Below are 22394 nucleotides of genomic sequence, written 5' to 3' on the forward strand. Positions count from 1 at the left end.
TAGCTCTTCGTAATTATTGCGAAGCAGCTACGTTTTTTTAGATGTATTCTTGCTATTGTAAAATCTTCGCTAGGTAAAAAAAACAAATTCTTCTTAAAAGGAGGAATAATACTTAGGGTGTCGAAATATTGTACTAAGGTAATGAAATTTCAACACAAAGGGGATTTAAATATGACTTTGAAAAAAGGGATTCAACCAGAAGATCTATATCAATTAAAATCAGTGGCAGATCCACAAGTATCACCTGACGGAACAGAAGTTGTGTTTGTAGAAACGCATATTGATGAGAAGAAAAAGGACTACGTATCTAATTTATTTTACATAAACTTGCATGAAAAAAAGCCACAACAATGGACATTTGGAGAAGATAAAACGAATTCACCTGTATGGTCTCCTGATGGCAGTAAAATCACATTTGTATCAACGAGACATGGCAAGCCACAAATTTTTATGCTTTCAAAAGCAGGTGGGGAAGCGAAACAACTTACTAATTGCAAAAATGGTGCGACATCACCTGTATGGTCTCCGTGCGGAAAGAACATCGCATTCTCAGTAAAGTTAGGTAAAAATGAAAGCATTTATGATAAAGCTGATAATGATAAGAAAGATGACAAAGAACTAAAACCACTTGAAATAGAAAACATGAAATATAAATCAGATTCAGCCGGTTTTATTGATATGGAACAATTTTCTCAAATTGCCATCGTCAATCTTGAATCTGGAGAATTAGAGCTAGTTACGGAAGGTAAACATAATTTACAACTTGGTACATGGTCTCCAAACGGAAAATATCTTTCTTACACAGCAGACTTATCAGAGGATCTAGATTTTTCATTCTTAAGTGATATTTACTTATTGGATTTAGAGACAAAACATGGTCGCAAGCTAACGGAAGGAACAGGGATGTTTTACCAAACTTCATGGTCTCCAAATAGCCGCTACGTAGCTTATGTTGGCAGCGAACGAGAATTTGAAAATGCGACACAAGCAAAATTATGGATTCATGATTTAGAAAATAACAATACGACATGTGTAACGAGTGAATTTGACGCGCCAGTTGGTGATTTTGTAGTCGGTGATTTCCTACAAGGTGTCGTTGCTCCACGTGTACAATGGTTGGAGGATAATAAAAGCTTTTACTTCCAAGTGACAGATCACGGAAATACTGCTATTTATTTTGGCAATCTATCTGGAGAATTATATCCAGCGATTAATGATGATCAATATGTATATGGTTTTTCACTTGATCAAAAAAATGATAAAGCGGTAGTCTCAATCAGCAATACTACAAATCCTGGCGATCTATTTTACGTGAATTTAAATACTGGTGAAAAGGAACAGCTTACTAACGTTAATGAAGACTTTTTAAAGTCGAGAGAATTATCTGTTCCAGAAGCAGTTGAATATGAAGGGGCAGATGGCTGGAAAGTAAACGGTTGGATGATGAAGCCTATTGGCTATGAAGAAGGGGAGAAATATCCACTTATTCTTGAAATCCATGGTGGACCACACGCTATGTATGCCAACTCATATTTTAACGAATTCCAAATCCTTGCCGCACAAGGTTATGCGGTTCTCTTTACGAATCCTCGCGGAAGCCATGGATATGGTCAAAAATTTGTTGATGCAGTCCGTGGTGATTATGGAGGCAATGATTATAATGATCTTATGGCTGCTGTTGATTATGCATTGGAGCATTATGATTTCATTGACAAAAACCGTCTCGGTGTTACAGGTGGGAGCTATGGGGGCTTCATGACAAACTGGATTGTCGGACATACAAATCGCTTTAAAGCAGCTGTTACGCAACGTTGTATTTCTAACTGGATTAGCTTTTACGGTGTAAGTGATATCGGCTATTACTTTAATGACTGGCAAATCCAAGCGGGACTAGACGATATAGAGAAGCTATGGAACCATTCGCCACTTAAATATGTGGACAATGTGGAGACGCCACTGTTAATTTTACACAGCGAAAAAGACTATCGCTGTCCGATTGAACAAGCAGAGCAATTATTTATTGCCTTGAAACATCGTAAAAAAGAAACTAAATTTGTTCGCTTCCCAGAATCCAATCACGAACTTTCTAGGAGCGGAAAACCAACGTTAAGAATCAATAGACTAGAATATATTAGGGATTGGTTTGGGGAATATCTATAAGAGAAATATCGGTGGCTGAAGAAGTGAAAATACTTCTTAGGTCACTTTTATTTTATAGTAATTTAGAGAGAGAAAATGCTTTGTAATAATCAACATAGATGTAAAGTGATAATAAAGTTATTTAATTTTGCAATAAAAAATAGGAGAACCTTGCTACATTTTATTGTAGTAAGGTTCTTTAAGGTTGTTTAATTCTTATGCAATTAACGCATCAGTTACTTTAAAAACTAATCTTATGCATAGCTCACTCGTAAAAGCAGAAAATATGGTGAGGTGATTAGAATATGTTAAAAACAAAGATTGGTTATATTATTTGTTTTTTGATTATTTCAAGCTTATTTGTTTACAGTAAGTCCATAAATGCAAAATCTTTGGAGTTATCCTTCTCGCAATCGAATAGTGACAAAAGTGAACATAAACGAATTCAGGAATTGGAACAACGTTTAGATAGACTCGAACCACCTGAACCTACCACTATTCTTGACTCACCTTTCCCTTTTGAAAAAGTTACAGAGGTGCAATTTCCTACCGATGTCATCCCCATTTCAGAAGTGGAAAAAGAAGGAACAAAAATTCCGTTCAAAGTAATAAAAAGCGAACCGAACTATATTAGACCACTATTTAAAGAACAATGGCATAGCACATATGCGGGTGGGAGATGGAGTTATATTCCTTCTCGAATACACTATGCTCTCCACCGTATATTCCCTTTTTATGCCATTGGGTTATCTGCTGAATTTAATTTTCAACAGGAAGTAGGTATTATTTTTCCAACTGATGCAAATGAAACAGACCTTGACCTGTATATAGTTGTGTTTCAAACAAATATTACAGATGTTTATACAAAAGGAAATCAAGTTGTTGTTGTTGGAACACCTAAACGAACAGGAGTAGAGGTTATAAGTATTAAAACAGCAGATATACACCCGAGTAATAAGGAGAAGTTTTTGTTAATTCAGTTAGCAACGAATGGGGCTGAACTTGATTATTCTTTAATTAGTTATCAACCACCCGATTTTTGGTTAAAACAAAAACAAAAATTAAATGAACGTGAAAAATCTAAAAAAGAGTGAACCTTTGCCTTATTAAGTAAGTTGAAAAGCTGTTATTTTATATAATCATTCTTCTTCAACTAACCAGCACTGTCAGCACAAAAAGTGATTGCTCTAATTGAACAATAACCCCATTAGCTTGAAAACTCTTTTACGAACAAAGTACACATTAAAAAGGAGGTGCAAGTATGAGAAAAATTATTCTAGTTCCTTGTTTTTTACTGTTATTTCTATTTTCAACAACATTAACTTATGCTGAATCAGATTATTATCAGCCAGCTAAAGGGTCAAAAGAAGAAATAGTAATGGACTCGTTTTTTTCACTACTATTACCCAAAATCCAAGAAGCAGTTTCTAATTACTATTCGGATTATCTTACAGAGAGTCCTTTGGTGTATCCATATCAAATAAAAATTTTGGATTTGGAAAGAATAGGAACAAGTTTTATGTTTTCAGTAACCCTTGAAGTCACTCCAGTTTTGGGTGCACATAACCCAGTTGGAAGAGACCAGCTAACGTTTTCTATAACTCCAAATGAAGCCAAGCTTAAAGAATTTAAACACATGGAAACTTTTGAACTTCCACCGCATTTGCAAAATATCATAAAGAAAAAATTAATGATTGTAAAGTTTAAAATTTGAATTTGGTCCCTAATTTCGGAATTTTTTTATACTTAACCTTAAAATAATCTAGTCAATATCTTCGGCTTTTTTGGCAGCTAGTCCAATAAGAGTTACTTTATTGTCACTAAGGAACTACAAGGTCGAAAACACCTTTTGAGAAACTGGTCTAATCATTAATTATTCCATAATACACCAAATCCTCATATTTTCCATCTTTCATGATATGATCCTTTAAAATTCCTTCTTGTTTCATGCCAATCTTGTCCATTACTTTCCCTGAAGCAGGGTTCGTAAAAAAATATCGGGCAAACACTTTATGCAGTTTCTTTTCTTCAAAAGCAAATTGTACAATCGATTGTGCTGCCTCCGTTGCATAGCCTTTTCCCCAATATTCCTCGCCAATCCAATAGGCTATTTCACCTTGATTAAAATGTTTATTATTCGATAATGCAATGGCTCCAAATAATTCACCAGTTTCCTTATCTGTAACAGCAAACTCGTACGAAATATCCTCCATAAAATGATCGTAATGATGTTCCATCCATGATAATGCATCATTTAAACTATATGGATAAGGTAGGTACATGGTACTTTTATAAATATTATAGTTATTGCAAAGCTTTGCAACCGTTTCTGCATCGGATGTTTGAAATAATCTAAGAACGAGTCTTTCTGTAGTAATCATTAATTTTTCATGAACATATCCCATTCAATCATCTCCTCTATCGATATTTTATAAATTACGTGACATATCACCAAAGCGTGGGGTTGATTTCCGTTCCGACTGGGCGCTTTGTAGCTGCCGCTTTGCTTTCGCTACAGAAAACATTTGTAGCTGCCGCTACGCTTTCGCACAGGGAAAAGCTTCCTGGGGCGTCAGATGAGCGGCTGCGCTTCATTCAACTCATTTACATGGCAAAGGCAAACAATAAAAAATGTCATCCTAAATTTTGGAATGAGATGAATCTATTATATAGTAAACGGAAAATTCTAACAATATAAAAAGGGGGAATCTAAATATTTCTCCCAAACAAAAAGACAGAATCACTTGGAAGTGATTCTGTCTAGGTTCATTAGTTAAGTTTTTTAATAAAAACAACCTTTAAGTAATTAAATTCTGGATATTCACGTGAGGCACGGAAATCCTTTGGTAAGTTGTATTCTTCAACAATTTTATAGGCTGTTTTAGTTGTTTTAAATGCTTGGTCAATAAAGCTCTTGAACTTTTTCATCCCAAAGCTAGCATTGTTCGTGGAAGCAACAATAACACCGTTTTTCTCCGTAATGGCGATTGTATCTACGAGTAATTTAGGATAGTCCTTCGCAGTTGAGAACGTTCTTTCCTTCGTACGTGCAAAGCTAGGTGGATCTAAAACGACAAGGTCAAATTTTAAATTATGGCGCTGAGCATATTTAAAGTAGTTGAAGACGTCCATTACTTTAATATCTTGTGATTCGTAGTCGATGCTATTAACACTAAATTGCTCAATTGTTTTGGCTAAACTACGCTTCGCAACATCTACACTTGTTGTTTTTACTGCTCCTCCAAGTGCCGCTGCAACAGAAAATGCCCCTGTATAGGAGAACGTATTTAGCATATTTTTACCATCTGCATAACGTTCACGAATGGCAAGTCTTACTTCTCGTTGATCGAGGAAAATACCTGTCATGGCTCCATCGTTTAAATTGACAGCGTATTTCATACTATTTTCCGTTACGATAATCGGAAATTCGCCAGGTGTTCCCATGACGAAATCGTCCTGTTCCATATACTGTCCTTTAGTATCGAAACGTTTTTTCTCATAAATGGCTTTGTAATCTACTGTCTCTGCAAGTGCTTCATATACCATTTCTTTAAATGAATAAATGCCTGCGCTATACCAGCTCACCATATAATAAGATTCGAAAAAGTCGATTGTTAAACCGCCGATGCCATCACCTTCACCATTAAAGATTCGAAAGGCTGTTGTGTGAGGATTGTTGAAAAAGGCTTCTCGATTTTGAATGGCCTTTTTAAATTTTTTCATAAAAAAGGCTTTGTCTATTTTTTCGTTAGCATCGTTTGTTAATACCCAACCAATACCTTTGTTTTGTAAGCCATAGTATCCTGTGCCAATAAAACGGTTATGAATATCCGTTAGTCTTAGAAGTGCACCTTCTTCTTTAGGAAGGTGGCGTGCATCAACTGCATCTTTTGAAATGAGCGGATAGCCTTTTTTTAATTGATTAGAAAAGGGATTGTTAATTTGTAAAGCAATAGTTTGTGTCATGTTGTCATCCTTTAAAAAAACATTTTGCTCTATTATCGCACTAATGTATGCTGATAGACAAACTTATTTCACGAAATTAGCAATTTTTTCAGCTGTTTCAATCGTGGCTTGTTCAAAAAAATCCATTTTACTAAAGTAGCTATGGATTAAACCAGGCATGTTTACATGTCCAACAGTCACTCCGGCATCTGTAAGCTTTTGTGCGTATACAAGACCTTCATCGTAAAGGACATCCGCCTCTGCAGCTATAATGATCGTTTTCGGTAAAACACTTAAGTCGTCAATCTGAAGTGGGGATACAAGTGGATCCATATAGTTTTCTTTATCTGTATAATGACCTGCAAACCACTGCATTCCTTGTTTGTCTAAGCCAAAGTGTTCGCCGTAAGCATTGTAAGAAGCTGTTGTAAAATCTACATTAACTACAGGGTAAATAAGTGCTTGCGCTTTAATCGCCGGTCCATTTAATGTTGCAGCTAAGTAGGCGACAACTGTTGCTAAGTTTCCGCCTGCGCTATCACCAGCAACTGTAAGATTTACTCGATCTCCACCGAAACTTTCGATGTTTTCGTAAACCCAAATGAAACTGTCATAGGCATCGTAGAGCGGTGTAGGGAATGGATATTCTGGTGCTAGACGATAATCAACCGATACAACGATTGCTTGCGCTTTTGCTGCTAATAGCTGACAGCCTGCATCCGTAGAGTCACAATTTCCAAATACCCAACCTCCTCCATGATAATAAACAATGACTGGAAGTTTTTCGTCTAAAACAGGTCTATAAATGCGCACATTAATTTGTGCGCTATCTCGAACTGTTATTTTTCTATTTTCAATTTCCGCAAGCAGAGGGCTATTTGGTGACGTCCATTTTGGCACTATTCGAACGGCTCTCGCTTCTTGTGGTGTTAAATCATAGTATTGTTTAGAAGATTCACTTGCTTTTATATAACGGATCGCTTCATCTCTTAATTTTGTCATCATCATCAATCCTTTAAATTTCTTTTGTACACCTTATTATAAACTATTCATATAAAATTACTAGGATTTAATATCGAAAAAGAAAATAATTTACTTTCTAAGCAGAAATAATCTGATTGTAAAGTAAAATTATGTTTATAATATAATGGACGAAAGTATTTGGAGGTACGTGACAATATGATTTCTTTAATTGTGGCACATGATAATAATTATGTAATTGGTTATGAAAATGGCATGCCATGGCATTTGCCTGGTGATTTAAAATATTTTAAGGAGAAAACGATGGGGAAGCCAATGATTATGGGGCGTAAAACATTCGAATCCATCGGTAGACCGCTTCCTGGTCGACGTAATATTGTAATTACGCGTGATGAAAACTATCAAGCGGATGGGATTGAAGTGGTGACAAGCTTTGAGGATGCCCTCGCCCTTGCTGGGGATGTCCAAGAAATTATGATTATTGGCGGCGAGCAAATTTTCCGCTTATCCATGGATATCGCAGACCGCTTGTACATTACAAAAATCAATCATTCGTTTAATGGGGATACATACTTCCCGAATTATGAGCAGGATTTTGTACAAGTATCCTCAGTGGAGCCAGAAACAGCACCAGAGGGTTACACATTCCAATATGAGATTTTTGAACGTAAGAACTAAATAAAATAGCAACTAATAAGCACGGTGATGAATGACCGTGCTTATTTGGCGTTATTAAAAACATTGTTAAAGGTATTTGGGAATATTTGTAGAATTAATAAATGCTAGATCCATCATAATGCCTGATGAGCGCAGACATTATTAATTTTTTTGAAGGGAGTCATTAACAATGTGGAAACAATACTTGATCGAAACAAGCAGAGGACGATTTGAATACTTTGTACGTGGAGAAGGTGAACCATTAGCTATTACACATCTTTACATGGGCTTTGATGAACGAGGTCATTTATTTGCGAATCCTTTTACCGAACAATACAAAGTGTACTTAATCAATGTTAGAGGTGCTGGGAATTCAGCAGATATAGAGGTTGATGAGCAATTAAGCTTCACAGAAATTGTAAAAGATTTAGAGGCGATTCGAGAAGCATTAAAGCTTAAAGAATGGGCTTTTGCAGGTCATTCAACGGGTGGAATGCTTGCACTTCAATATGCAATAGATTCACCACACTCTTTAACAAAAATAGTAGCTGGATGTACAGCAGCAAGCAAAGAATACGGAAGTCACCCAAATAGTATCTATTGCGCTGAAAATAAACATTTCAATCGCATAATTGAAATAATGGATTTACTGAATAATCCGGATACAGTTCGAGAAGAGCGTCAGAAGTTAAGCTATGAATGGGCTTTAATGTCATACCATTCTGAGGAAAAATTAAAAGTAGCAATAACTCGTCCAAATAGTGGTCGCACAATAGGAAAAAATCTTGATTATTTTAGAAAAGTAGAAGTAAAAAGCTTTGATATTCGAGAACAATTGAAATCAATACATATACCAACCTATGTGTTTGCAGGTAGACATGACGCACAATGCCCTATTGAATTCGGTATTGAAATTGCCGATTTAATTCCTAATGCAATATTAACGATTTTTGAACAATCTAATCATAACCCGTTTATCGAGGAAGAGGAAGAATTTAAAGAATTTGTCCAATTAACCTTATAATGGGGGCTGTTAATTCGCAATATTAGAATCAAACAAAAGGGGAACATCTATGAGAAAAATAACCTTATCAAATGGAGAAACAGTAGAAGTTGAATGTTTGAGCTGTGCAATAACGAGTGGGCTCATTAAACCTGATGGAGGTGTGGTCATTGAAACAGACTATTTTCATGCCCATCAAGATGTTGCTTATCCGATAAAGGGACTAATCATCCTAGCTTCCAAGCGCCATATAAAAAGCTTTGATGAGCTAAACGATGAGGAAAAAATAGATTATATAAACCTCTTATCAAAAATCAGAAAGGCTCAAAGGGATGTATTAGGTATAGAGTACGTTTATTATTTTTATAATGAAGATACGACACATCATTTTCATATGTGGATGGTGCCTCGCTATGAATGGATGCACGAATTTGGACGTTCCGTAGAATCGATTAGACCGGTTCTACTTCATGCGAGAAATAAAATGAATAATGAAGAAAATAAACTAGAAGTGATGCGTGCAATAAAGGCATTAACGAGGCAATTAAAAGTTGGGACCCTATAAACAAAAAAATCGCTCCTTTGCATAAGAGAGCGATTTTTTGTATTTATAAGTAAAAATAAACACAAGCATACATCGAGGCACAACCAGCTAACACAAATAGATGCCAAATCGTATGGTTGTATGGAAGTGAACGCCAGGCGTAAAAGATAGCGCCAATCGTATAGAAAAGCCCACCTGCTAACAGTAAAGCAAAACCATGAAAACCTAAGAAAAGATAAATAGGCTTGATGGCAAAAATAATTAGCCAGCCCATAGCGATGTAAAAAATTAAAGAAAGCTTCTCAAATCGATTAATAAAAAAACATTTAAAAATAACGCCTAGTATGGCCAGTGACCAAATTATACATAATAAAGTAATACCTAGCGTGCCACCAATTGAAATTAAAAGGAAAGGTGTATACGTTCCTGCAATTAAAATATAAATAGAAGAATGGTCAAGAATAGCGAAAAAGTGTTTGTATTTTTCTGGCATACTATGTAACAGTGTTGACATTAAAAATAAAACAATCACAGAGACACCAAAAATAGCAAACGTTGTAATTTGGAGTGCACTACCGGTTTGTACAGCTGCTAAAATAAGAACAACTAGTGCTGGAATACTTGCGATAAATCCAATGCCATGTGTAATGGCATTCCACAATTCTTCCTTCCATGTTTTATAGTCAAAAGAATCAATCATTTCGAACACTCCTTTCGTGTATACATTTACTATACCCCGATAATTTTCATCCTGGTATTTACATTTGTCATGTTTTCGACATCAAAAGTGTCATATAAATGTTTCTGTGCTAGAGGGACTTTGTTAGACAAGGATGCAACAAAGCGCTATAGTATCCAAGGTATCGGTTTAAAAATGGACTGAAATGAATGAAACCTAATGACAAATGTCATGTTTACATAATGATTCATTAGTCTATATAATAAATTTTAATGAAGTAAAAGGATGTGTCGAAGTGGGACGAATTCATATAGTAACGGACTCAACTTGTGATTTAACAAAAGAAGAAATAGCGCAGCACGGTATACATATTGTGCCTTTAACGATTCAAATTGATGATAAAACTTATATAGATGGTATTGATTTAGAGCCACAACCTTTTTTAAGTTTAATGAAAAATGCTAAAAACTTACCGAAAAGCTCTCAGCCTGCGCCGGGAAAATTTAAAGAATTATACGATGAGCTTGGTAAAGACGGAGATCAAATTATTTCCATTCATATGACAGGTAGTATGAGCGGAACTGTGGAATCAGCTCGTCAGGCAGCGCAAATGTCAGACTCCGATGTAACTGTGATCGATTCACGTTTTATTACCACAGGTCTAGCTATTCAAATTCGAGAGGCTATTAAAATGCGCGATGCAGGTGCTACTGTCGAGGAAATTATTAAACGTCTTGAGAAAGTGCGCGAAAATACGTATTTATATGTTATTGTCGATACACTTGAAAATTTAATTAAAGGCGGACGAATTGGGAAAGGAACTGGTTTTATCGGTTCTTTGCTGAACATAAAAGTAATTGCTAACTTAGAAGGTGGCGCATACAATCCCGTATCCAAAGTACGTAGCCATAAACAGGTTGTGAACTACTTATTTAAACAATTCCAAGCTGACACTGCTGGTAAAACAGTAAAAACAGTTGGGATTTCTCACGCTGAGGGTATGACAACAATGGGTGGACCTTTAAAAGAATTAATCGAGGGAACAGGTTTTAATGAAGTAGAAATTAACTTTACTTCACCAATCATCTCGACACATACTGGCCCAGGTGCCATCGGTTTTATTTATTTTGCAGAATAATTTAAGAGGGCTACTACATAAATAATTGTAGTGGCTTTTTATTGTTGAAAAGTGTCATGCCATTTATACGAAAAACCGTTGTAAACACACATTTTTACTCAATACCTAGGTATAGTCACTTTTCATTGCAGCATGAACTATTCTATAATAGAAGTAAGCAAATGATGGAAGGTGGTCAAATGAGCATTTGGCGAATGATAGTTTTGTCATGTTTGACCGTCTTAGTACTAAGTGGTTGTGCAATATCAATAGATGAACCGAATCCGCAAGCAGAACCAGAAGGGGAGCACGCAGGGACGGAGCAAGATATGAAACAGGATGAGCAACAAACAGAAAATGAGGAAAAAACCTCAAAGAATGTATTGACGCAAATTTTTGAACATTTTTTTGAACCATCACCAGAGGATTTACGGAAAATTGATGATAAAAGCGCAAAGCAACTACAGTACCTAGCACTCGGCGATTCTTTAACGGCCGGTGTTGGTGATGAGTATAATAAAGACGGTTTTGTTGGAAGATTAGCAGATTCATTGGTAGCTTGGCCTTCGATTTCTGATGTTGAAGTCGATAATCGAGGAAAAAGAGGAAGACGTAGTGATCAGCTATTAAAATTAGTGGAAAAAGGGCATTATGATGAAGAGTTGCAAAAAGCACAGCTCATTTCAATTACAATGGGTGGAAATGATGTCATGAAGATTGTCAGGCAAGATCTGTTTAATTTGAAACGAGATGCTTTTGATAAGGAATTGAAGGCATATAAGAAACGTTATAGTAAAATTGTTGAAGGCATACGAGAAAAAAATCCAACTGTGCCTTTATTACTTATCGGTTCTTATAATCCATTCTCAATCGTCACAAATGAAGCGAATGAATTTGATACGATTATTACAGAGTGGAATAAAGTCATTGAAGACATAGCAAAGAAAGATACTAATGCGTGCTATATATCAGTGGAGGACTTGTTTGATTCAAATAAAGAGCTCGTGTATCATACGGATTTCTTCCACCCAAATGCAAAAGGCTATGACAAAATGACAGAGCGAATTAAAAAAGCAATGGAGAAATGTAACATGGAACAAAAGATTAACAAGGAAATAGGCTTCGAGGAGTGACGAAATGAATAAATGGAAATTCGCATTTTTTGCTTTAGCGGGCACAGTGCTTTTTGCAATCCTCCTCGTCGTTTTTTTAGCAACTAGACCAGTAGACGGAGTAAATTTAGCAGAGAGTTCAAAAGGTGAAAGTGAAGTAAAAGGAAATGTACTCGTTGTCCAAACAACAACGAAGGAATTAGAATCTATATCGAAGAAGTATTTAAAAGATGCGGGGTCACCATTACCGTTGGACTTTACGATTGGTGATGATATTCAATTAAAAAGTACATTAAAGGTGTTCTACACTGAAATTCCTATTTCAATGAACTTTGATCCGATAGTGGATGAGAAAGGGAATATCATTTTAAAACAGACAGGAATGAATGTGGGGCTGTTAAATATTCCACCTGAGACAACGATGAAAATGATGCGAGACACGGTGGAATTCCCTTCTTGGATTTCAATCGATCCTAATAAGGCAGAAATCTATATTGATTTATCGCGCATTAACATTGCTTCTGGATCTCGTATTAAAGCAAAGGAATTAGACTTACCAAAGGATAAGATTCTACTGGAAATTATTGTACCTGGTGAATAAGGAGTGAGATAAATGGCAAAGCAATTTGCAACGTTTGCAGGTGGTTGTTTTTGGTGTATGGTCAAGCCCTTTGACGAAACACCTGGCATTGAATCGGTAATTTCCGGCTATACGGGTGGACATGTTGTCAATCCAACATATGAACAAGTATGCTCTGAAACGACAGGGCATGTTGAAGCGGTTCAAATAACGTTTGACGATGAGTTATATTCTTACGAGCAATTACTCGCGACATTTTGGACACTAATTGATCCAACAGATGCTGGAGGACAATTTTATGATCGTGGGGAGTCCTATACAACGGCGATTTTTTACCACAATGATGAGCAGCGTGATTTAGCTGAACGTGCTAAGGCAGATTTACAGGCATCTGGTAAATTCGATAAGCCAATTGCAGTGAAAATTTTACCGGCAAGTTCGTTTTATCCAGCTGAAGACTATCATCAATATTATTATAAGAAAAATCCAATGCACTACGAGCGCTATGCTGTCGGGTCTGGTCGTAAAGCATTTCAGGAGACAAACTGGGGGCTGAAAAATGAATAAAGAACAACGTTTAAAAGAGTTAACGGACATGCAATATTATGTGACACAGGAAAATGGAACAGAGCCACCGTTCCGCAATGAATTTGATAAGCACTTTGAAGAGGGTATTTATGTAGATATCGTTTCAGGGAAGCCGTTATTTAGCTCATTAGATAAATTCGATTCAGGCTGTGGTTGGCCAGCATTTGCAAAGCCAATTGAAAAGGAAGAAGTAGCAGAGCATTTCGATACATCTCATGGGATGCGTCGCGTAGAGGTTCGTAGCAAAGAAGCTGATTCCCACTTAGGACATGTCTTCCCAGATGGACCAAGTGAACTTGGAGGCTTACGCTATTGTATTAACTCCGCAGCACTCCGCTTTGTACCAAAAGAAGATTTAGAAAAAGAAGGCTACGCAGAGTATCTTTCATTATTTAAATAACAGCAACTCCTAGCAGGATAGATCGTGCTAGGAGTTTTTTATGGTTTTAAAATGTTTTTGAATCGGTAGCGACGGAAAGAACCATCGAAGAGACAGAAAGAAACGTCGAAGAGACGGAAAGAGCCATCGAAACGACGGAAGAACAATCAAGCGACGGAAAGAGCCTTCGAGACGACGGAAAGAGCCATCGAAGTGACGGAAAGAAACGTCGAAACGACGGAAGGAGTCATCGGAACGACGGAAGAACAATCAAGCGACGGAAATAGCCATCGAAGTGACGGAAAGAAACGTCGAAGCGACGGAAGGAGTCATCGGAACGACGGAAAGAAACGTCGAAGCGACGGAAAGAGTCATCGGAACGACGGAAGAACAATCAAGCGACGGAAATAGCCATCGAAACGACGGAAAGAAACGTCGAAGCGACGGAAAGAGCCATCGAAACGACGGAAAGAAACGTCGAAGCGACGGAAATAGTCATCGGAACGACGGAAGAGCAATCAAGCGACGGAAAGAGCCATCGAAACGACGGAAAAAAACGTCGAAGCGACGGAAAGAGTCATCGGAACGACGGAAGAACAATCAAGCGACGGAAATAGCCATCGAAGTGACGGAAAGAAACGTCGAAGCGACGGAAAGAGTCATCGGAACGACGGAAGAGCAATCAAGCGACGGAAAGAGTCATCGGAACGACGGAAGAGCAATCAAGCGACGGAAAGAGCCATCGAAACGACGGAAGACCAATCAAGTGACGGAAAGCCCCTTCGAAGTGACGGAAAAAGCCATCGAATCGCCGTTAGAACCGACAAAGCGACGGAGAGCCCGTCGAATCGCCGGATAGAACGTCATAATTGTTTAGAGCTATTAAATGATGGAACGAGCAATTCTAAATCCGATATCATCAAAAAAGAAATCAGGCATACTCTTACGGCGACAGGTAGCTCCACAACCACGTTCTTCTTCAGCCCAACTACCGCCTCGGATTATTCTGTAATGGCCAAATGTCTCTTCAACGTATATGTTAATGGCTGTATCTCAACGTCCCAATTAACTTCCTTTAAATTTTTCCTTTTCCCCGGCATTCCAAATTTATAGTTTGAACTAATCCATTTTTGTTCGTTTCGAAAATCTCGTAGGCGAATTTCTCCTTCAGGAATATACACCATTAATTCTTTTAAGTAATGATTTAAATTCGTTAACATTGTCCTCTCCAAATTTTAACCTACTGTTTTTAGACACTACGATCTCCATTAATATTCGGCGCTAGATCATGTATCTGCTTCATTAAAAATGAACATCTTTCAAACGATTTTTTAAAACTATAATAATAGCGATTCTGAGATATTTTAAACTTTAAATTCACTAACAAGATTACGCAGACTATCTGCTTGTTGAGCAAGCTCTGTGGCAGAGGCATTGATTTCCTGCATGGAAGCAGATCCTTGAGTGGCTGCAGCGGCAGAAGTGACTGTGTTGGCAGCTGATTGTTCTGCATAGGCATTCACATGGACAAAATCATTCGCTACAGCATTGCTATAATCAAGTGTTAAGGCAATTTTCTCTACCATAGTCGCGATAATTGTCGTCGTTTCTTGAGTGTGCGTCAAAATATTGGCTAAAGATTGATTTGTTTCATTCGTTACTTCAACGCCGCGAATAACGGAAGATACACCCTCGTGGTTTTGAGAGATGATGGATGTTACTTCGTCTTGAATGGACGTTACAATGGATGTTACTTCTTTTGCGGCATTTTGTGATTGCACGGCTAGCTTTCGAACTTCATCAGCGACTACCGCAAAGCCTCGTCCGTGCTCACCGGCGCGAGCTGCCTCAATCGCTGCATTTAAGGCGAGTAAATTCGTTTGCTCAGAAATAGCAGTAATCGTCCCGATAATTGATGTTATGTCGGCGGATTTTCGACCGAGTGCTTCGACTGTGGTAGTCGTTGTGGCCATCGTTTCTTCTATAGCTTGCATGACTAATGAAGATTGTTGAACGGAGCGACTACCTTCATCAGCGGCTTGCTGCATAGCTAAGGATGCACGCTGAACAGCATTTGCTTGCTCATTTAAATGGTGCACAGAATGCTCAAGATCACTCATTTTTTGTTGTGCACTAGTCATACTAAAAATGGTATTCTCACTATCACTTGCGATATCAGCTGTAGCATCAGCAATATTCTGTATAGTGCGGGCATTTTCATCGGCTAAAGACATTAGCTCTTGGCTACTGCTTGAAACATGGTCCGCCAGATTACTGACACGTTTAATCAAATTAGATATCGATTCAATAAGAGTATTGGTTGAAGCAGCAATAGTTGAGAATTCGTCATGATTACGAACTTTAACACGCCTTGTTAAATCGCCACCAGCCTGTGCAATATCGAGAATGGAATGGTTAATGGCCTGTGTATTGTTTCTTAATGATTTAAATAACATATAACCAAAAATAATAATTGCAATAAATCCAAGTATTGAAATGAAGAAGAAAGAAGTAATAGATAGTGTAACTTGCTTATTAAGCTTATCTAATTTTGCTTTATTAGCATCATCCATAACCGCATTAATGGATTCGATATTTTTATCAATATAATTCTTCATCGTTTCTCCAGTACCGCCCATCATAAGTTTACGAGCTTGTTCGAGACCAAGTTCATCACGCATTGTCATGACCTTTTTAGAATATTCAAGGTAATTTTCATAATATTGATCGATCGCCTGTATATGACTTAACTCTAACTCTCTTGCTGTAAACTGCTCCTCTAAGGCTTTCATTTTTTTATCGATCGTATCAATTTTCATTTTATAAGATGTAGCAAAATTCCCGTCCCCGGTAATTAAATAGGCTTGTTCTAAGTTGGTGAGCCTCGAAATTTCATAAGCAAGTTGGTTGACAGTTAATTGTTCCTGGACGTTCTTCTCAGTAAAGTCCTTCATTTGTCTTTGCAGATTCTGAATATTAAAATACGATAATAAACCCATTGTGCCATTTATAACAATAAGGAGAGAAAAAATAATAAGGACTTTTCCTCGTATTAAATGGTAAAAACGTTGTCGTTTTTCTTTAGTAGGAGGGAGATTACGACTATCTTCTTCCAAATTACTTACTTTCTTTTTTAAAAAGCTAGTTTTAAAGAGAGACGGGCGTTTCTGTACGGAAATTCTGGATTTATGAGAGTTTTTCATCGCCATCACCTTCCTATTTTTGAATATTTGGTTTAAATTTTACCTTATTTTACTAGGTATTTCTATCCTTTTTTCTAAAAATTTTCATTTTTCAGATAAAAAACCATATTATTTTTCTGTGATGAAAGTCCAATATTTTGAGAGAATAGTACTGTTAGTGTGAATAGGAGAAAATGCTTAATAGATATTTTTGTGACGAAGAAGGTATTTTTTGATAAACTAGCGGAAAGCAGAAGAGTAAAGAGGGGATTTCTAGTATGAAAAAGAGCTTTTATTTATATGTACTGACATTTAGAGGTGGGGATTGGTCAGATCCGAAGGTGCGATTTGCAGAGGAAGTGTTCCATGAGCATAATTTTCCGAAGCAGAGCTCAGAATTTGATGAACTTTCTTCGTACATTGAATCCTACGCCACGGACAACTTAAAAACAGAAGTATTTGATGAGTTGTGGGCATTATACGTAGATCATGCATGATATAAGTTAAAATAATATAATTTAATTTAAGTTGCTAGACGTCTAGCGTTGCGAAAATACGAGAAACACAGTATTATTTATAGTGATAACTGACAGAAAAGAGGGATTGCAGTATGAGTATTCATATTAATGCAAAAAAAGGCGAAATCGCTGACACAATTTTACTTCCAGGAGATCCATTACGTGCAAAGTATATTGCTGAAACGTTTTTAGAAGATGTTACTTGTTATAACGAAGTTCGTAATATGTTTGGTTATACAGGTACGTATAAAGGTAAACGTATTTCTGTACAAGGTACTGGTATGGGTGTGCCTTCAATCTCGATTTACGCTACAGAATTAATGCAAGAATATGATGTACAAAAATTAATCCGCGTAGGTACTTGTGGTGCAATTCAAAAAGATGTAAAAGTTCGTGACGTAATTTTAGCGCAAGCAGCAACATCTGATACACGTATGAACCAAATCATTTGGAACGGAGCTATCGACTTCGCACCGATTTCAGACTTTGATTTACTATTAAAAGCATACAATGCAGGTAAAGAAGCTGGTTTAAACTTACAAGTGGGTAATATCTTTACAGCGGATATGTTCTATTCTGATGAAAATCAAAACGAAAAATTAGCTCAATATGGCGTCCTTGCTGTAGAAATGGAATCAGCAGCACTTTACACATTAGCTGCAAAACACGGCCGTAAAGCACTTTCTATCTTAACGGTAAGTGACCACATTTTAACTGGCGAAGTAACAACATCTGAAGAACGTCAAACTACATTCAACGATATGATCGTTGTAGCTTTAGAGGCAGCGATTCAAGAGTAGTCTGATCTAGGTTTTGAAGTTTAGAATAAATTTCAAAGGGACTAACATTTAAAGTTATAAATAAATTGCCTGTTAGGTGACTGAATAACTCAGAGCCTAATGGGCTTTTTAATTTTATAAAGAATCTTCTAAAAGTACACTTACTTGAATCTATTGGTCATCAGAGTGATGAAGGAGGGCTTAAAAGTGGTTGAGGAAGCATAACAAAAGGGCTTGTGTGTAATTTTATGCACAAGCACAGATTGATGGTTAGCTTTTTGTTTTGGATAACGAAATGTTGCCCGCCGTATCTAATCAGTTGAAATATAACCAACCTTTTCTAGTAATTTTAATGTTGTATAATTTAAATTTGGAAGCTTTTCTAAAGGGAAATATTTTAAATCTTTACTCTCCTCATTTTGCTTAATAATGCCTTTAACCGCAGTTGCTTTAAAAATTGCCGTCGCGTTATAAATTTCATCCCCATGTGGAAATTTGTAATATAACTCTTTCCCTGAAGCTAATCCAACCAATTTCAATTCTTGTGCAATTAATCCTGTTTCCTCATACAACTCCTTTTGTGCAGTTTCTTCAAAACTATCTCCTATTTCCATTCCGCCGCCTGGAAGCCCCCAATCATCTGTATCTGAACGTAATTGCAATAGTATTTCATTCTTTCCGTTTAAAACAATGATTGCTGATCCTGGTGCAATAATAGGACTTGTTCCAACATATTGGCGTAAAGATTTTATATAATTCATGTTTCCACCTACATTTAACCATATTTTTGTTCTTTTAAATGGAAAATTTTATCTGTAAAGTATCATAACATAGCAAAGTTATAGTTGGAAGAGAAATGGTAACATACATGTTCATCCAATGTTCATCCAACGTTCAGTAAATTGTTCAAAAGTTATTTTCTCTAAACTGACTATTCAAAATCACAATTGATATAAAAGATGGTGTACTAACAGTTACAAGCACATTAAGAGTTGTATTTGTATGGGCATATAGTAAAGCTGTAGAGCGTTTGAGTAATAAATCGAATAAATCATCATATATAGAAGAGAAGAAACAGTGAGTAGAGAACTACCAGTACCGTTTTATAACTGGCTTAATAAACGTGATGATCGTACACAAATAAATAGCAGACCAAACTTAGAAAATTGACTGGAATAGTAGAGAGGGGAATATAAGATATGGAAGAACAAAAACAAATGAATATGTATGATTTTATAAAACAACCAATTAAAACACCTTCCAAAGATGTTAATAAAACTGTTGATAAGAAGAACGCCGTAATAGTGCCTCGTGTAATAGGGTATATTGTCCGGAGATAAGAAAGGGGTTAATCCCTAAAACATTGTTTAATAATTTTTAGGATAACCCCGAATTTTTACTGGTTAATGTTGTGAAAGATAGTCTTGGCCGTTTATCGTTATTTTAGAAGCAGAGATAAGAATTTCTTCATTTGCTTTAATATATGGGGCTAAAATATTGTAAATAACTTCCCATGTTTCTTCGCTTTTTTCTTGTTCTAATTTTTTATCAAGTGCTTGGTATTCTTCATAAAGTTGTTTTAATTTCTGGCTATCTGCTTCACTAACTTTGAATTCAAAGTTAGCCATGTATTCTTCAAATGTTTGAGGCTTTTCGAACTGATTAAGGAGTTCATTGAATTCTTCGTGTAACTTATCATACAACTCATCATTTTTTTCTTCTAATGCTTTTTGTAAGTCCCCATGAAGAGTTTTTAGTTTGGCTAAAGTTTCAGCGGGGATATCAAAAAATTCCGTGACTTTCTTTAAGCTATCCATAAATTCTTCAAATGTTTCTGGTGCATTTAGCGCATCAAAATAAGGTTCAAGGATTTTATCAAACTCTTCATATTTTTTGTTAGCTTTTTCCTCATCACCACTTTTTTTAAGCTTTATCCATTCTTCATAAATAGCTTTAAGTTGTACGTTATCGTTTTCTTTAATAATAATATTTCTCCTATTAAATCCGTAATCTTCCATATATTCTTCAAATGACTGAGGTTGCCAATTAGCTAATATATACGGCTTTGTGATTTGATGCATTTCTTCGTGAATTTTTTGTAGTTCCTCACGTTTCTTTTCTATCTCTTCATCTGTTAGTTTTTCCACTCCTTTTTTTATTTCATTTTGTACGTGTTTCATTTCATTAAACAATTTTTCTAATTTTGTTAGATCTTCTTTTGTTATCTCTTCAGGCAAGCCTTTTTTAAATACTTCAAACGTGAAGAAGTCGGCATAACTCTCTGCAGTGTAACCTTCTATAGAGACCTCTTGTCCTTCTACTAATTTCATTTTTTCTATTTGTTCATCAGAAAATTTGTGGAAACTGATAAAGTAATTTTTACCATCTTTTGCTTTGAGTTTCATTCCATCATCGTAGATGTTTTTAATAGTTCCTGTAATTTTTTGTTCAAGTTGAACATTAATACTACTATTATCTGTTGTTTCTACAGATGCAGCTCCTGCTTGAAGTGGTGTCAGAACAGCCATTCCTATTGTAAGTGCTGAAGCAATCATCCAAGTTTTTTTAATCGTATTTTTCATTTGTATTTCTCCTTGTATTTTTAAAATTAGTTTTTACTAATAATTGGACGATTTACCATATAAAAAAGTTCGTTGTTTTAAAAAATAAAATGGGGAATGGATGAAAAGATCACTCCTTGACGGGTGTTTTTTGTTAGATAATATAGTGAACGTCCTGTGCCTTTCTATAATTGGTTAAACGAGCATGATGGCCTTCCGCAACCAATAAGTAGTTCTGAGCTAACAGAGGATACACGAGTGTAACTTAGTCTAATAGAAGGATACGTTCTAGCTGATGATAACAGAAGGTATTCAAAGGAAAGTGCTTTTACATCGCTAGGAACTGATCTATATGTAAAGAATGAATCGGATTCGAAAGTTAGCTATTTTACAGTAAATTTATTAAAGTCTGTTGGAGATAGGTGAAAGACTATGCATTATATAAAGCCCTCTTATTTATTTGATAAGGGGGCTTATTATACGGTTATTGACATGCGGATAGGTTTTGTCGATGTCTTGAGCTTATCTGAATAAACTATAAAAAACTACTTTGTGATGGGTGGTCTTAATTAATTAAAATATAGCGGAATTATATAAAATTCTGAAGATGCTTTTAAAAAATCTATAATGTGCTGTGCTTAAAGATAAAAATAATCTGAATTGAAGTGGTAGTCTAGGTAAACAATCCGAATGTACTAATGTAAACACCCGGCTGTTAGGCTTGCTTAAAAAGAGCTGACATCGGGATCAGCGGTATGATATTGTTTGGAGAATAGAAATCCTGTGGTGTATGGTGAAAATTGACCTTTTAATCGGAAAGCTTTTTCGATTTCGGTTGCAGCATGACGAGCGTCTTCTACGGACCGCTTTCCGGTAACGATGTCGTTCATTAAGTTTAAAGCCATAAAATTCGCTGCTTCTTGATCGCATTTTGCCGTAGCTTCACCAGCCGTTCTGTCCGGATATAAGCTGCCATCGAACCGTGCTAAATCATCAAAAAAATGAACAGGTACTTTATAATCTATTGTTTGTTCCAAATAATCGAGATGGGGAGTAGGAGTGTTATGAGGTACTGTATCAAGATGAACAATCGTACGTTTCCAAGGACCATTGTTATACCAGATGATTCTTCTAGAACTTGCTTCATTTGGTAAACCATATTTATTTATTAACAAATAAACAGTATTTTTTGGTTCTCCAGTCCAGCCCTCCAAAATTTGATATAAATTTGGATGATAACCGCTTAATCCATAATACATTAAAATACCTCCAAATAGTTTTTTTATTATATGCCTAGCATTTGTACATAGTTACAGGTGTAAATTGGAGGGTAACAAATAAAAAAGTATGTTTAAAGTTATTTAGAATTAGTAAAAAAGAACACTCTAAGATGGAGGGATCTTTATTGCTAAACAAACGACCAATTTAACTGGCTAAAAGTTTGTAGACAATTAAATACTGATATATCAAGCTTTTGTCTACCAGTGATTTTCTATGTTAGTTCGGATAATTCAACGATATGAGTCAGCAATTCAATAAGGGTATCAATGGTTTATGAACTTCCAAATGGGGGAGGGACCAAAAGAGACCAAAGTGTTTTTCACAGGTCATCGAAAAGGGGTCACTCGCC

General features: G+C 36.2%; 26 protein-coding genes and 1 pseudogene. 14 read left to right on the forward strand and 13 right to left on the reverse strand.

Going from position 1 to position 22394, the window contains the following annotated elements; genetic code table 11:
* Positions 1 to 171 precede the first annotated feature (171 nt).
* The 3 genes from ACMZ42_RS17705 (at position 172) to ACMZ42_RS17715 (ending at position 3853) form a co-directional block, all read left to right on the forward strand.
* A complete protein-coding gene (locus ACMZ42_RS17705) occupies positions 172 to 2160 on the forward strand; it encodes a S9 family peptidase (protein ID WP_415732226.1) in 1989 nt (662 codons plus the stop codon).
* A gap of 284 nt (positions 2161 to 2444) precedes the next feature.
* Positions 2445 to 3233, forward strand: a complete 789-nt coding sequence (locus ACMZ42_RS17710; RefSeq protein ID WP_415732227.1) for a hypothetical protein — start codon at positions 2445 to 2447, stop codon at positions 3231 to 3233.
* A gap of 167 nt (positions 3234 to 3400) precedes the next feature.
* Positions 3401 to 3853 carry a DUF3888 domain-containing protein gene (locus ACMZ42_RS17715; protein WP_415732228.1) on the forward strand — a complete coding sequence of 151 codons (453 nt, stop codon included), beginning with the start codon at positions 3401 to 3403 and terminating at the stop codon, positions 3851 to 3853.
* A gap of 148 nt (positions 3854 to 4001) precedes the next feature.
* Here ACMZ42_RS17715 and ACMZ42_RS17720 read toward each other — a convergent pair whose 3' ends face one another.
* The 3 genes from ACMZ42_RS17720 to ACMZ42_RS17730 form a co-directional block, all read right to left on the reverse strand.
* Positions 4002 to 4544, reverse strand: a complete 543-nt coding sequence (locus tag ACMZ42_RS17720) for a GNAT family N-acetyltransferase (RefSeq protein WP_415732229.1) — start codon at positions 4542 to 4544, stop codon at positions 4002 to 4004.
* Between the two features lie 364 nt (positions 4545 to 4908).
* Positions 4909 to 6105 carry a class I SAM-dependent rRNA methyltransferase gene (locus tag ACMZ42_RS17725; protein ID WP_415732230.1) on the reverse strand — a complete coding sequence of 399 codons (1197 nt, stop codon included), beginning with the start codon at positions 6103 to 6105 and terminating at the stop codon, positions 4909 to 4911.
* A 63-nt stretch (positions 6106 to 6168) separates the two neighbouring features.
* On the reverse strand, positions 6169 to 7086 hold the full coding sequence (locus ACMZ42_RS17730; protein WP_415732231.1) for an alpha/beta hydrolase: 918 nt from the start codon (positions 7084 to 7086) through the stop codon (positions 6169 to 6171).
* Between the two features lie 177 nt (positions 7087 to 7263).
* Between ACMZ42_RS17730 and ACMZ42_RS17735 the strand changes: the two genes are divergently transcribed.
* The 3 genes from ACMZ42_RS17735 to ACMZ42_RS17745 all read left to right on the forward strand — a co-directional run bounded on the left by ACMZ42_RS17735 (position 7264) and on the right by ACMZ42_RS17745 (position 9290).
* Positions 7264 to 7743 (forward strand): dihydrofolate reductase, encoded by a 480-nt coding sequence (locus ACMZ42_RS17735; RefSeq protein ID WP_415732232.1) that lies wholly within the window; start codon positions 7264 to 7266, stop codon positions 7741 to 7743.
* Between the two features lie 169 nt (positions 7744 to 7912).
* Entirely contained in the window at positions 7913 to 8746 is an 834-nt protein-coding gene (locus ACMZ42_RS17740) for an alpha/beta fold hydrolase (protein WP_415732233.1), read from the forward strand.
* Between the two features lie 49 nt (positions 8747 to 8795).
* Positions 8796 to 9290 carry an HIT family protein gene (locus tag ACMZ42_RS17745; RefSeq protein ID WP_415732234.1) on the forward strand — a complete coding sequence of 165 codons (495 nt, stop codon included), beginning with the start codon at positions 8796 to 8798 and terminating at the stop codon, positions 9288 to 9290.
* A gap of 43 nt (positions 9291 to 9333) precedes the next feature.
* On the opposite strand, the gene trhA is transcribed toward ACMZ42_RS17745, so the two are convergent.
* Positions 9334 to 9969, reverse strand: a complete 636-nt coding sequence (gene trhA, locus ACMZ42_RS17750) for a PAQR family membrane homeostasis protein TrhA (protein ID WP_370078853.1) — start codon at positions 9967 to 9969, stop codon at positions 9334 to 9336.
* Between the two features lie 274 nt (positions 9970 to 10243).
* Here trhA and ACMZ42_RS17755 point away from each other — a divergent pair, with 274 nt between their 5' ends.
* The 5 genes from ACMZ42_RS17755 to msrB all read left to right on the forward strand — a co-directional run bounded on the left by ACMZ42_RS17755 (position 10244) and on the right by msrB (position 13745).
* Positions 10244 to 11086: a DegV family protein gene (locus ACMZ42_RS17755; RefSeq protein ID WP_370078851.1), complete on the forward strand. Its 843-nt coding sequence runs from the start codon at positions 10244 to 10246 to the stop codon at positions 11084 to 11086.
* Positions 11087 to 11247: 161 nt separating this feature from the next.
* Entirely contained in the window at positions 11248 to 12198 is a 951-nt protein-coding gene (locus ACMZ42_RS17760) for a GDSL-type esterase/lipase family protein (protein ID WP_415732235.1), read from the forward strand.
* A 4-nt stretch (positions 12199 to 12202) separates the two neighbouring features.
* A complete protein-coding gene (locus tag ACMZ42_RS17765; RefSeq protein WP_370078847.1) occupies positions 12203 to 12778 on the forward strand; it encodes a YpmS family protein in 576 nt (191 codons plus the stop codon).
* A gap of 12 nt (positions 12779 to 12790) precedes the next feature.
* On the forward strand, positions 12791 to 13324 hold the full coding sequence (gene msrA / locus ACMZ42_RS17770; RefSeq protein ID WP_415732236.1) for a peptide-methionine (S)-S-oxide reductase MsrA: 534 nt from the start codon (positions 12791 to 12793) through the stop codon (positions 13322 to 13324).
* On the forward strand, positions 13317 to 13745 hold the full coding sequence (gene msrB / locus ACMZ42_RS17775) for a peptide-methionine (R)-S-oxide reductase MsrB (protein WP_370078843.1): 429 nt from the start codon (positions 13317 to 13319) through the stop codon (positions 13743 to 13745). Before msrA ends, msrB begins: the two co-directional genes overlap by 8 nt.
* A 27-nt stretch (positions 13746 to 13772) precedes the next feature.
* On the opposite strand, the gene ACMZ42_RS17780 is transcribed toward msrB, so the two are convergent.
* The 6 genes and pseudogenes from ACMZ42_RS17780 to ACMZ42_RS17805 form a co-directional block, all read right to left on the reverse strand.
* A complete protein-coding gene (locus tag ACMZ42_RS17780) occupies positions 13773 to 13994 on the reverse strand; it encodes a hypothetical protein (protein WP_415732237.1) in 222 nt (73 codons plus the stop codon).
* Positions 13972 to 14118 (reverse strand): hypothetical protein, encoded by a 147-nt coding sequence (locus ACMZ42_RS17785; RefSeq protein ID WP_415732238.1) that lies wholly within the window; start codon positions 14116 to 14118, stop codon positions 13972 to 13974. Before ACMZ42_RS17785 ends, ACMZ42_RS17780 begins: the two co-directional genes overlap by 23 nt.
* Positions 14096 to 14242, reverse strand: a complete 147-nt coding sequence (locus ACMZ42_RS17790; RefSeq protein WP_415732239.1) for a hypothetical protein — start codon at positions 14240 to 14242, stop codon at positions 14096 to 14098. The genes ACMZ42_RS17785 and ACMZ42_RS17790 overlap by 23 nt, the downstream gene beginning before the upstream one ends.
* A gap of 364 nt (positions 14243 to 14606) precedes the next feature.
* Positions 14607 to 14744, reverse strand: a pseudogene (locus tag ACMZ42_RS17795) (formylglycine-generating enzyme family protein); the annotation flags it as partial.
* Positions 14726 to 14944, reverse strand: coding sequence for a hypothetical protein (locus tag ACMZ42_RS17800; RefSeq protein WP_415732240.1), 219 nt, complete (start codon positions 14942 to 14944; stop codon positions 14726 to 14728). The gene ACMZ42_RS17800 and the pseudogene ACMZ42_RS17795, both read right to left, overlap by 19 nt.
* 144 nt (positions 14945 to 15088) lie before the next feature.
* A complete protein-coding gene (locus ACMZ42_RS17805) occupies positions 15089 to 16927 on the reverse strand; it encodes a methyl-accepting chemotaxis protein (protein WP_415732241.1) in 1839 nt (612 codons plus the stop codon).
* Positions 16928 to 17184: 257 nt separating this feature from the next.
* On the opposite strand from ACMZ42_RS17805, the gene ACMZ42_RS17810 reads away from it, so the two are divergent.
* The gene (locus ACMZ42_RS17810) at positions 17185 to 17403 is read left to right on the forward strand and encodes a YozE family protein (protein WP_415732242.1); all 219 of its coding nucleotides are present in this window, start codon (positions 17185 to 17187) and stop codon (positions 17401 to 17403) included.
* Between the two features lie 113 nt (positions 17404 to 17516).
* Positions 17517 to 18224 (forward strand): purine-nucleoside phosphorylase, encoded by a 708-nt coding sequence (deoD, locus tag ACMZ42_RS17815; protein WP_370078833.1) that lies wholly within the window; start codon positions 17517 to 17519, stop codon positions 18222 to 18224.
* Positions 18225 to 18514: 290 nt separating this feature from the next.
* Here deoD and ACMZ42_RS17820 read toward each other — a convergent pair whose 3' ends face one another.
* The gene (locus ACMZ42_RS17820) at positions 18515 to 18964 is read right to left on the reverse strand and encodes an NUDIX hydrolase (RefSeq protein ID WP_370078831.1); all 450 of its coding nucleotides are present in this window, start codon (positions 18962 to 18964) and stop codon (positions 18515 to 18517) included.
* Positions 18965 to 19402: 438 nt separating this feature from the next.
* Between ACMZ42_RS17820 and ACMZ42_RS17825 the strand changes: the two genes are divergently transcribed.
* On the forward strand, positions 19403 to 19543 hold the full coding sequence (locus tag ACMZ42_RS17825) for a hypothetical protein (protein WP_370078829.1): 141 nt from the start codon (positions 19403 to 19405) through the stop codon (positions 19541 to 19543).
* Between the two features lie 63 nt (positions 19544 to 19606).
* Here ACMZ42_RS17825 and ACMZ42_RS17830 read toward each other — a convergent pair whose 3' ends face one another.
* Together ACMZ42_RS17830 and ACMZ42_RS17835 are read right to left on the reverse strand one after the other, a co-directional pair.
* Positions 19607 to 20785, reverse strand: a complete 1179-nt coding sequence (locus tag ACMZ42_RS17830; RefSeq protein ID WP_415732243.1) for a hypothetical protein — start codon at positions 20783 to 20785, stop codon at positions 19607 to 19609.
* A 704-nt stretch (positions 20786 to 21489) separates the two neighbouring features.
* On the reverse strand, positions 21490 to 22023 hold the full coding sequence (locus tag ACMZ42_RS17835; protein WP_415732244.1) for a hypothetical protein: 534 nt from the start codon (positions 22021 to 22023) through the stop codon (positions 21490 to 21492).
* Positions 22024 to 22394 lie beyond the last annotated feature (371 nt).

The sequence above is a fragment of the Lysinibacillus sp. NPDC056185 genome (assembly GCF_047737915.1).
Taxonomy (GTDB): Bacteria; Bacillota; Bacilli; order Bacillales_A; family Planococcaceae; genus Lysinibacillus.

Coding starts and splice junctions, on each gene's coding strand:
- ACMZ42_RS17705 (WP_415732226.1), top strand. CDS start 172: ATGACTTTGAAAAAAGGGATTCAACCAGAAGATCTATATCAATTAAAA.
- ACMZ42_RS17710 (WP_415732227.1), top strand. CDS start 2,445: ATGTTAAAAACAAAGATTGGTTATATTATTTGTTTTTTGATTATTTCA.
- ACMZ42_RS17715 (WP_415732228.1), top strand. CDS start 3,401: ATGAGAAAAATTATTCTAGTTCCTTGTTTTTTACTGTTATTTCTATTT.
- ACMZ42_RS17720 (WP_415732229.1), bottom strand. CDS start 4,544: ATGGGATATGTTCATGAAAAATTAATGATTACTACAGAAAGACTCGTT.
- ACMZ42_RS17725 (WP_415732230.1), bottom strand. CDS start 6,105: ATGACACAAACTATTGCTTTACAAATTAACAATCCCTTTTCTAATCAA.
- ACMZ42_RS17730 (WP_415732231.1), bottom strand. CDS start 7,086: ATGACAAAATTAAGAGATGAAGCGATCCGTTATATAAAAGCAAGTGAA.
- ACMZ42_RS17735 (WP_415732232.1), top strand. CDS start 7,264: ATGATTTCTTTAATTGTGGCACATGATAATAATTATGTAATTGGTTAT.
- ACMZ42_RS17740 (WP_415732233.1), top strand. CDS start 7,913: ATGTGGAAACAATACTTGATCGAAACAAGCAGAGGACGATTTGAATAC.
- ACMZ42_RS17745 (WP_415732234.1), top strand. CDS start 8,796: ATGAGAAAAATAACCTTATCAAATGGAGAAACAGTAGAAGTTGAATGT.
- trhA (WP_370078853.1), bottom strand. CDS start 9,969: ATGATTGATTCTTTTGACTATAAAACATGGAAGGAAGAATTGTGGAAT.
- ACMZ42_RS17760 (WP_415732235.1), top strand. CDS start 11,248: ATGATGGAAGGTGGTCAAATGAGCATTTGGCGAATGATAGTTTTGTCA.
- ACMZ42_RS17765 (WP_370078847.1), top strand. CDS start 12,203: ATGAATAAATGGAAATTCGCATTTTTTGCTTTAGCGGGCACAGTGCTT.
- msrA (WP_415732236.1), top strand. CDS start 12,791: ATGGCAAAGCAATTTGCAACGTTTGCAGGTGGTTGTTTTTGGTGTATG.
- msrB (WP_370078843.1), top strand. CDS start 13,317: ATGAATAAAGAACAACGTTTAAAAGAGTTAACGGACATGCAATATTAT.
- ACMZ42_RS17800 (WP_415732240.1), bottom strand. CDS start 14,944: ATGTTAACGAATTTAAATCATTACTTAAAAGAATTAATGGTGTATATT.
- ACMZ42_RS17805 (WP_415732241.1), bottom strand. CDS start 16,927: ATGAAAAACTCTCATAAATCCAGAATTTCCGTACAGAAACGCCCGTCT.
- ACMZ42_RS17810 (WP_415732242.1), top strand. CDS start 17,185: ATGAAAAAGAGCTTTTATTTATATGTACTGACATTTAGAGGTGGGGAT.
- deoD (WP_370078833.1), top strand. CDS start 17,517: ATGAGTATTCATATTAATGCAAAAAAAGGCGAAATCGCTGACACAATT.
- ACMZ42_RS17820 (WP_370078831.1), bottom strand. CDS start 18,964: ATGAATTATATAAAATCTTTACGCCAATATGTTGGAACAAGTCCTATT.
- ACMZ42_RS17825 (WP_370078829.1), top strand. CDS start 19,403: ATGGAAGAACAAAAACAAATGAATATGTATGATTTTATAAAACAACCA.
- ACMZ42_RS17830 (WP_415732243.1), bottom strand. CDS start 20,785: ATGAAAAATACGATTAAAAAAACTTGGATGATTGCTTCAGCACTTACA.
- ACMZ42_RS17835 (WP_415732244.1), bottom strand. CDS start 22,023: ATGTATTATGGATTAAGCGGTTATCATCCAAATTTATATCAAATTTTG.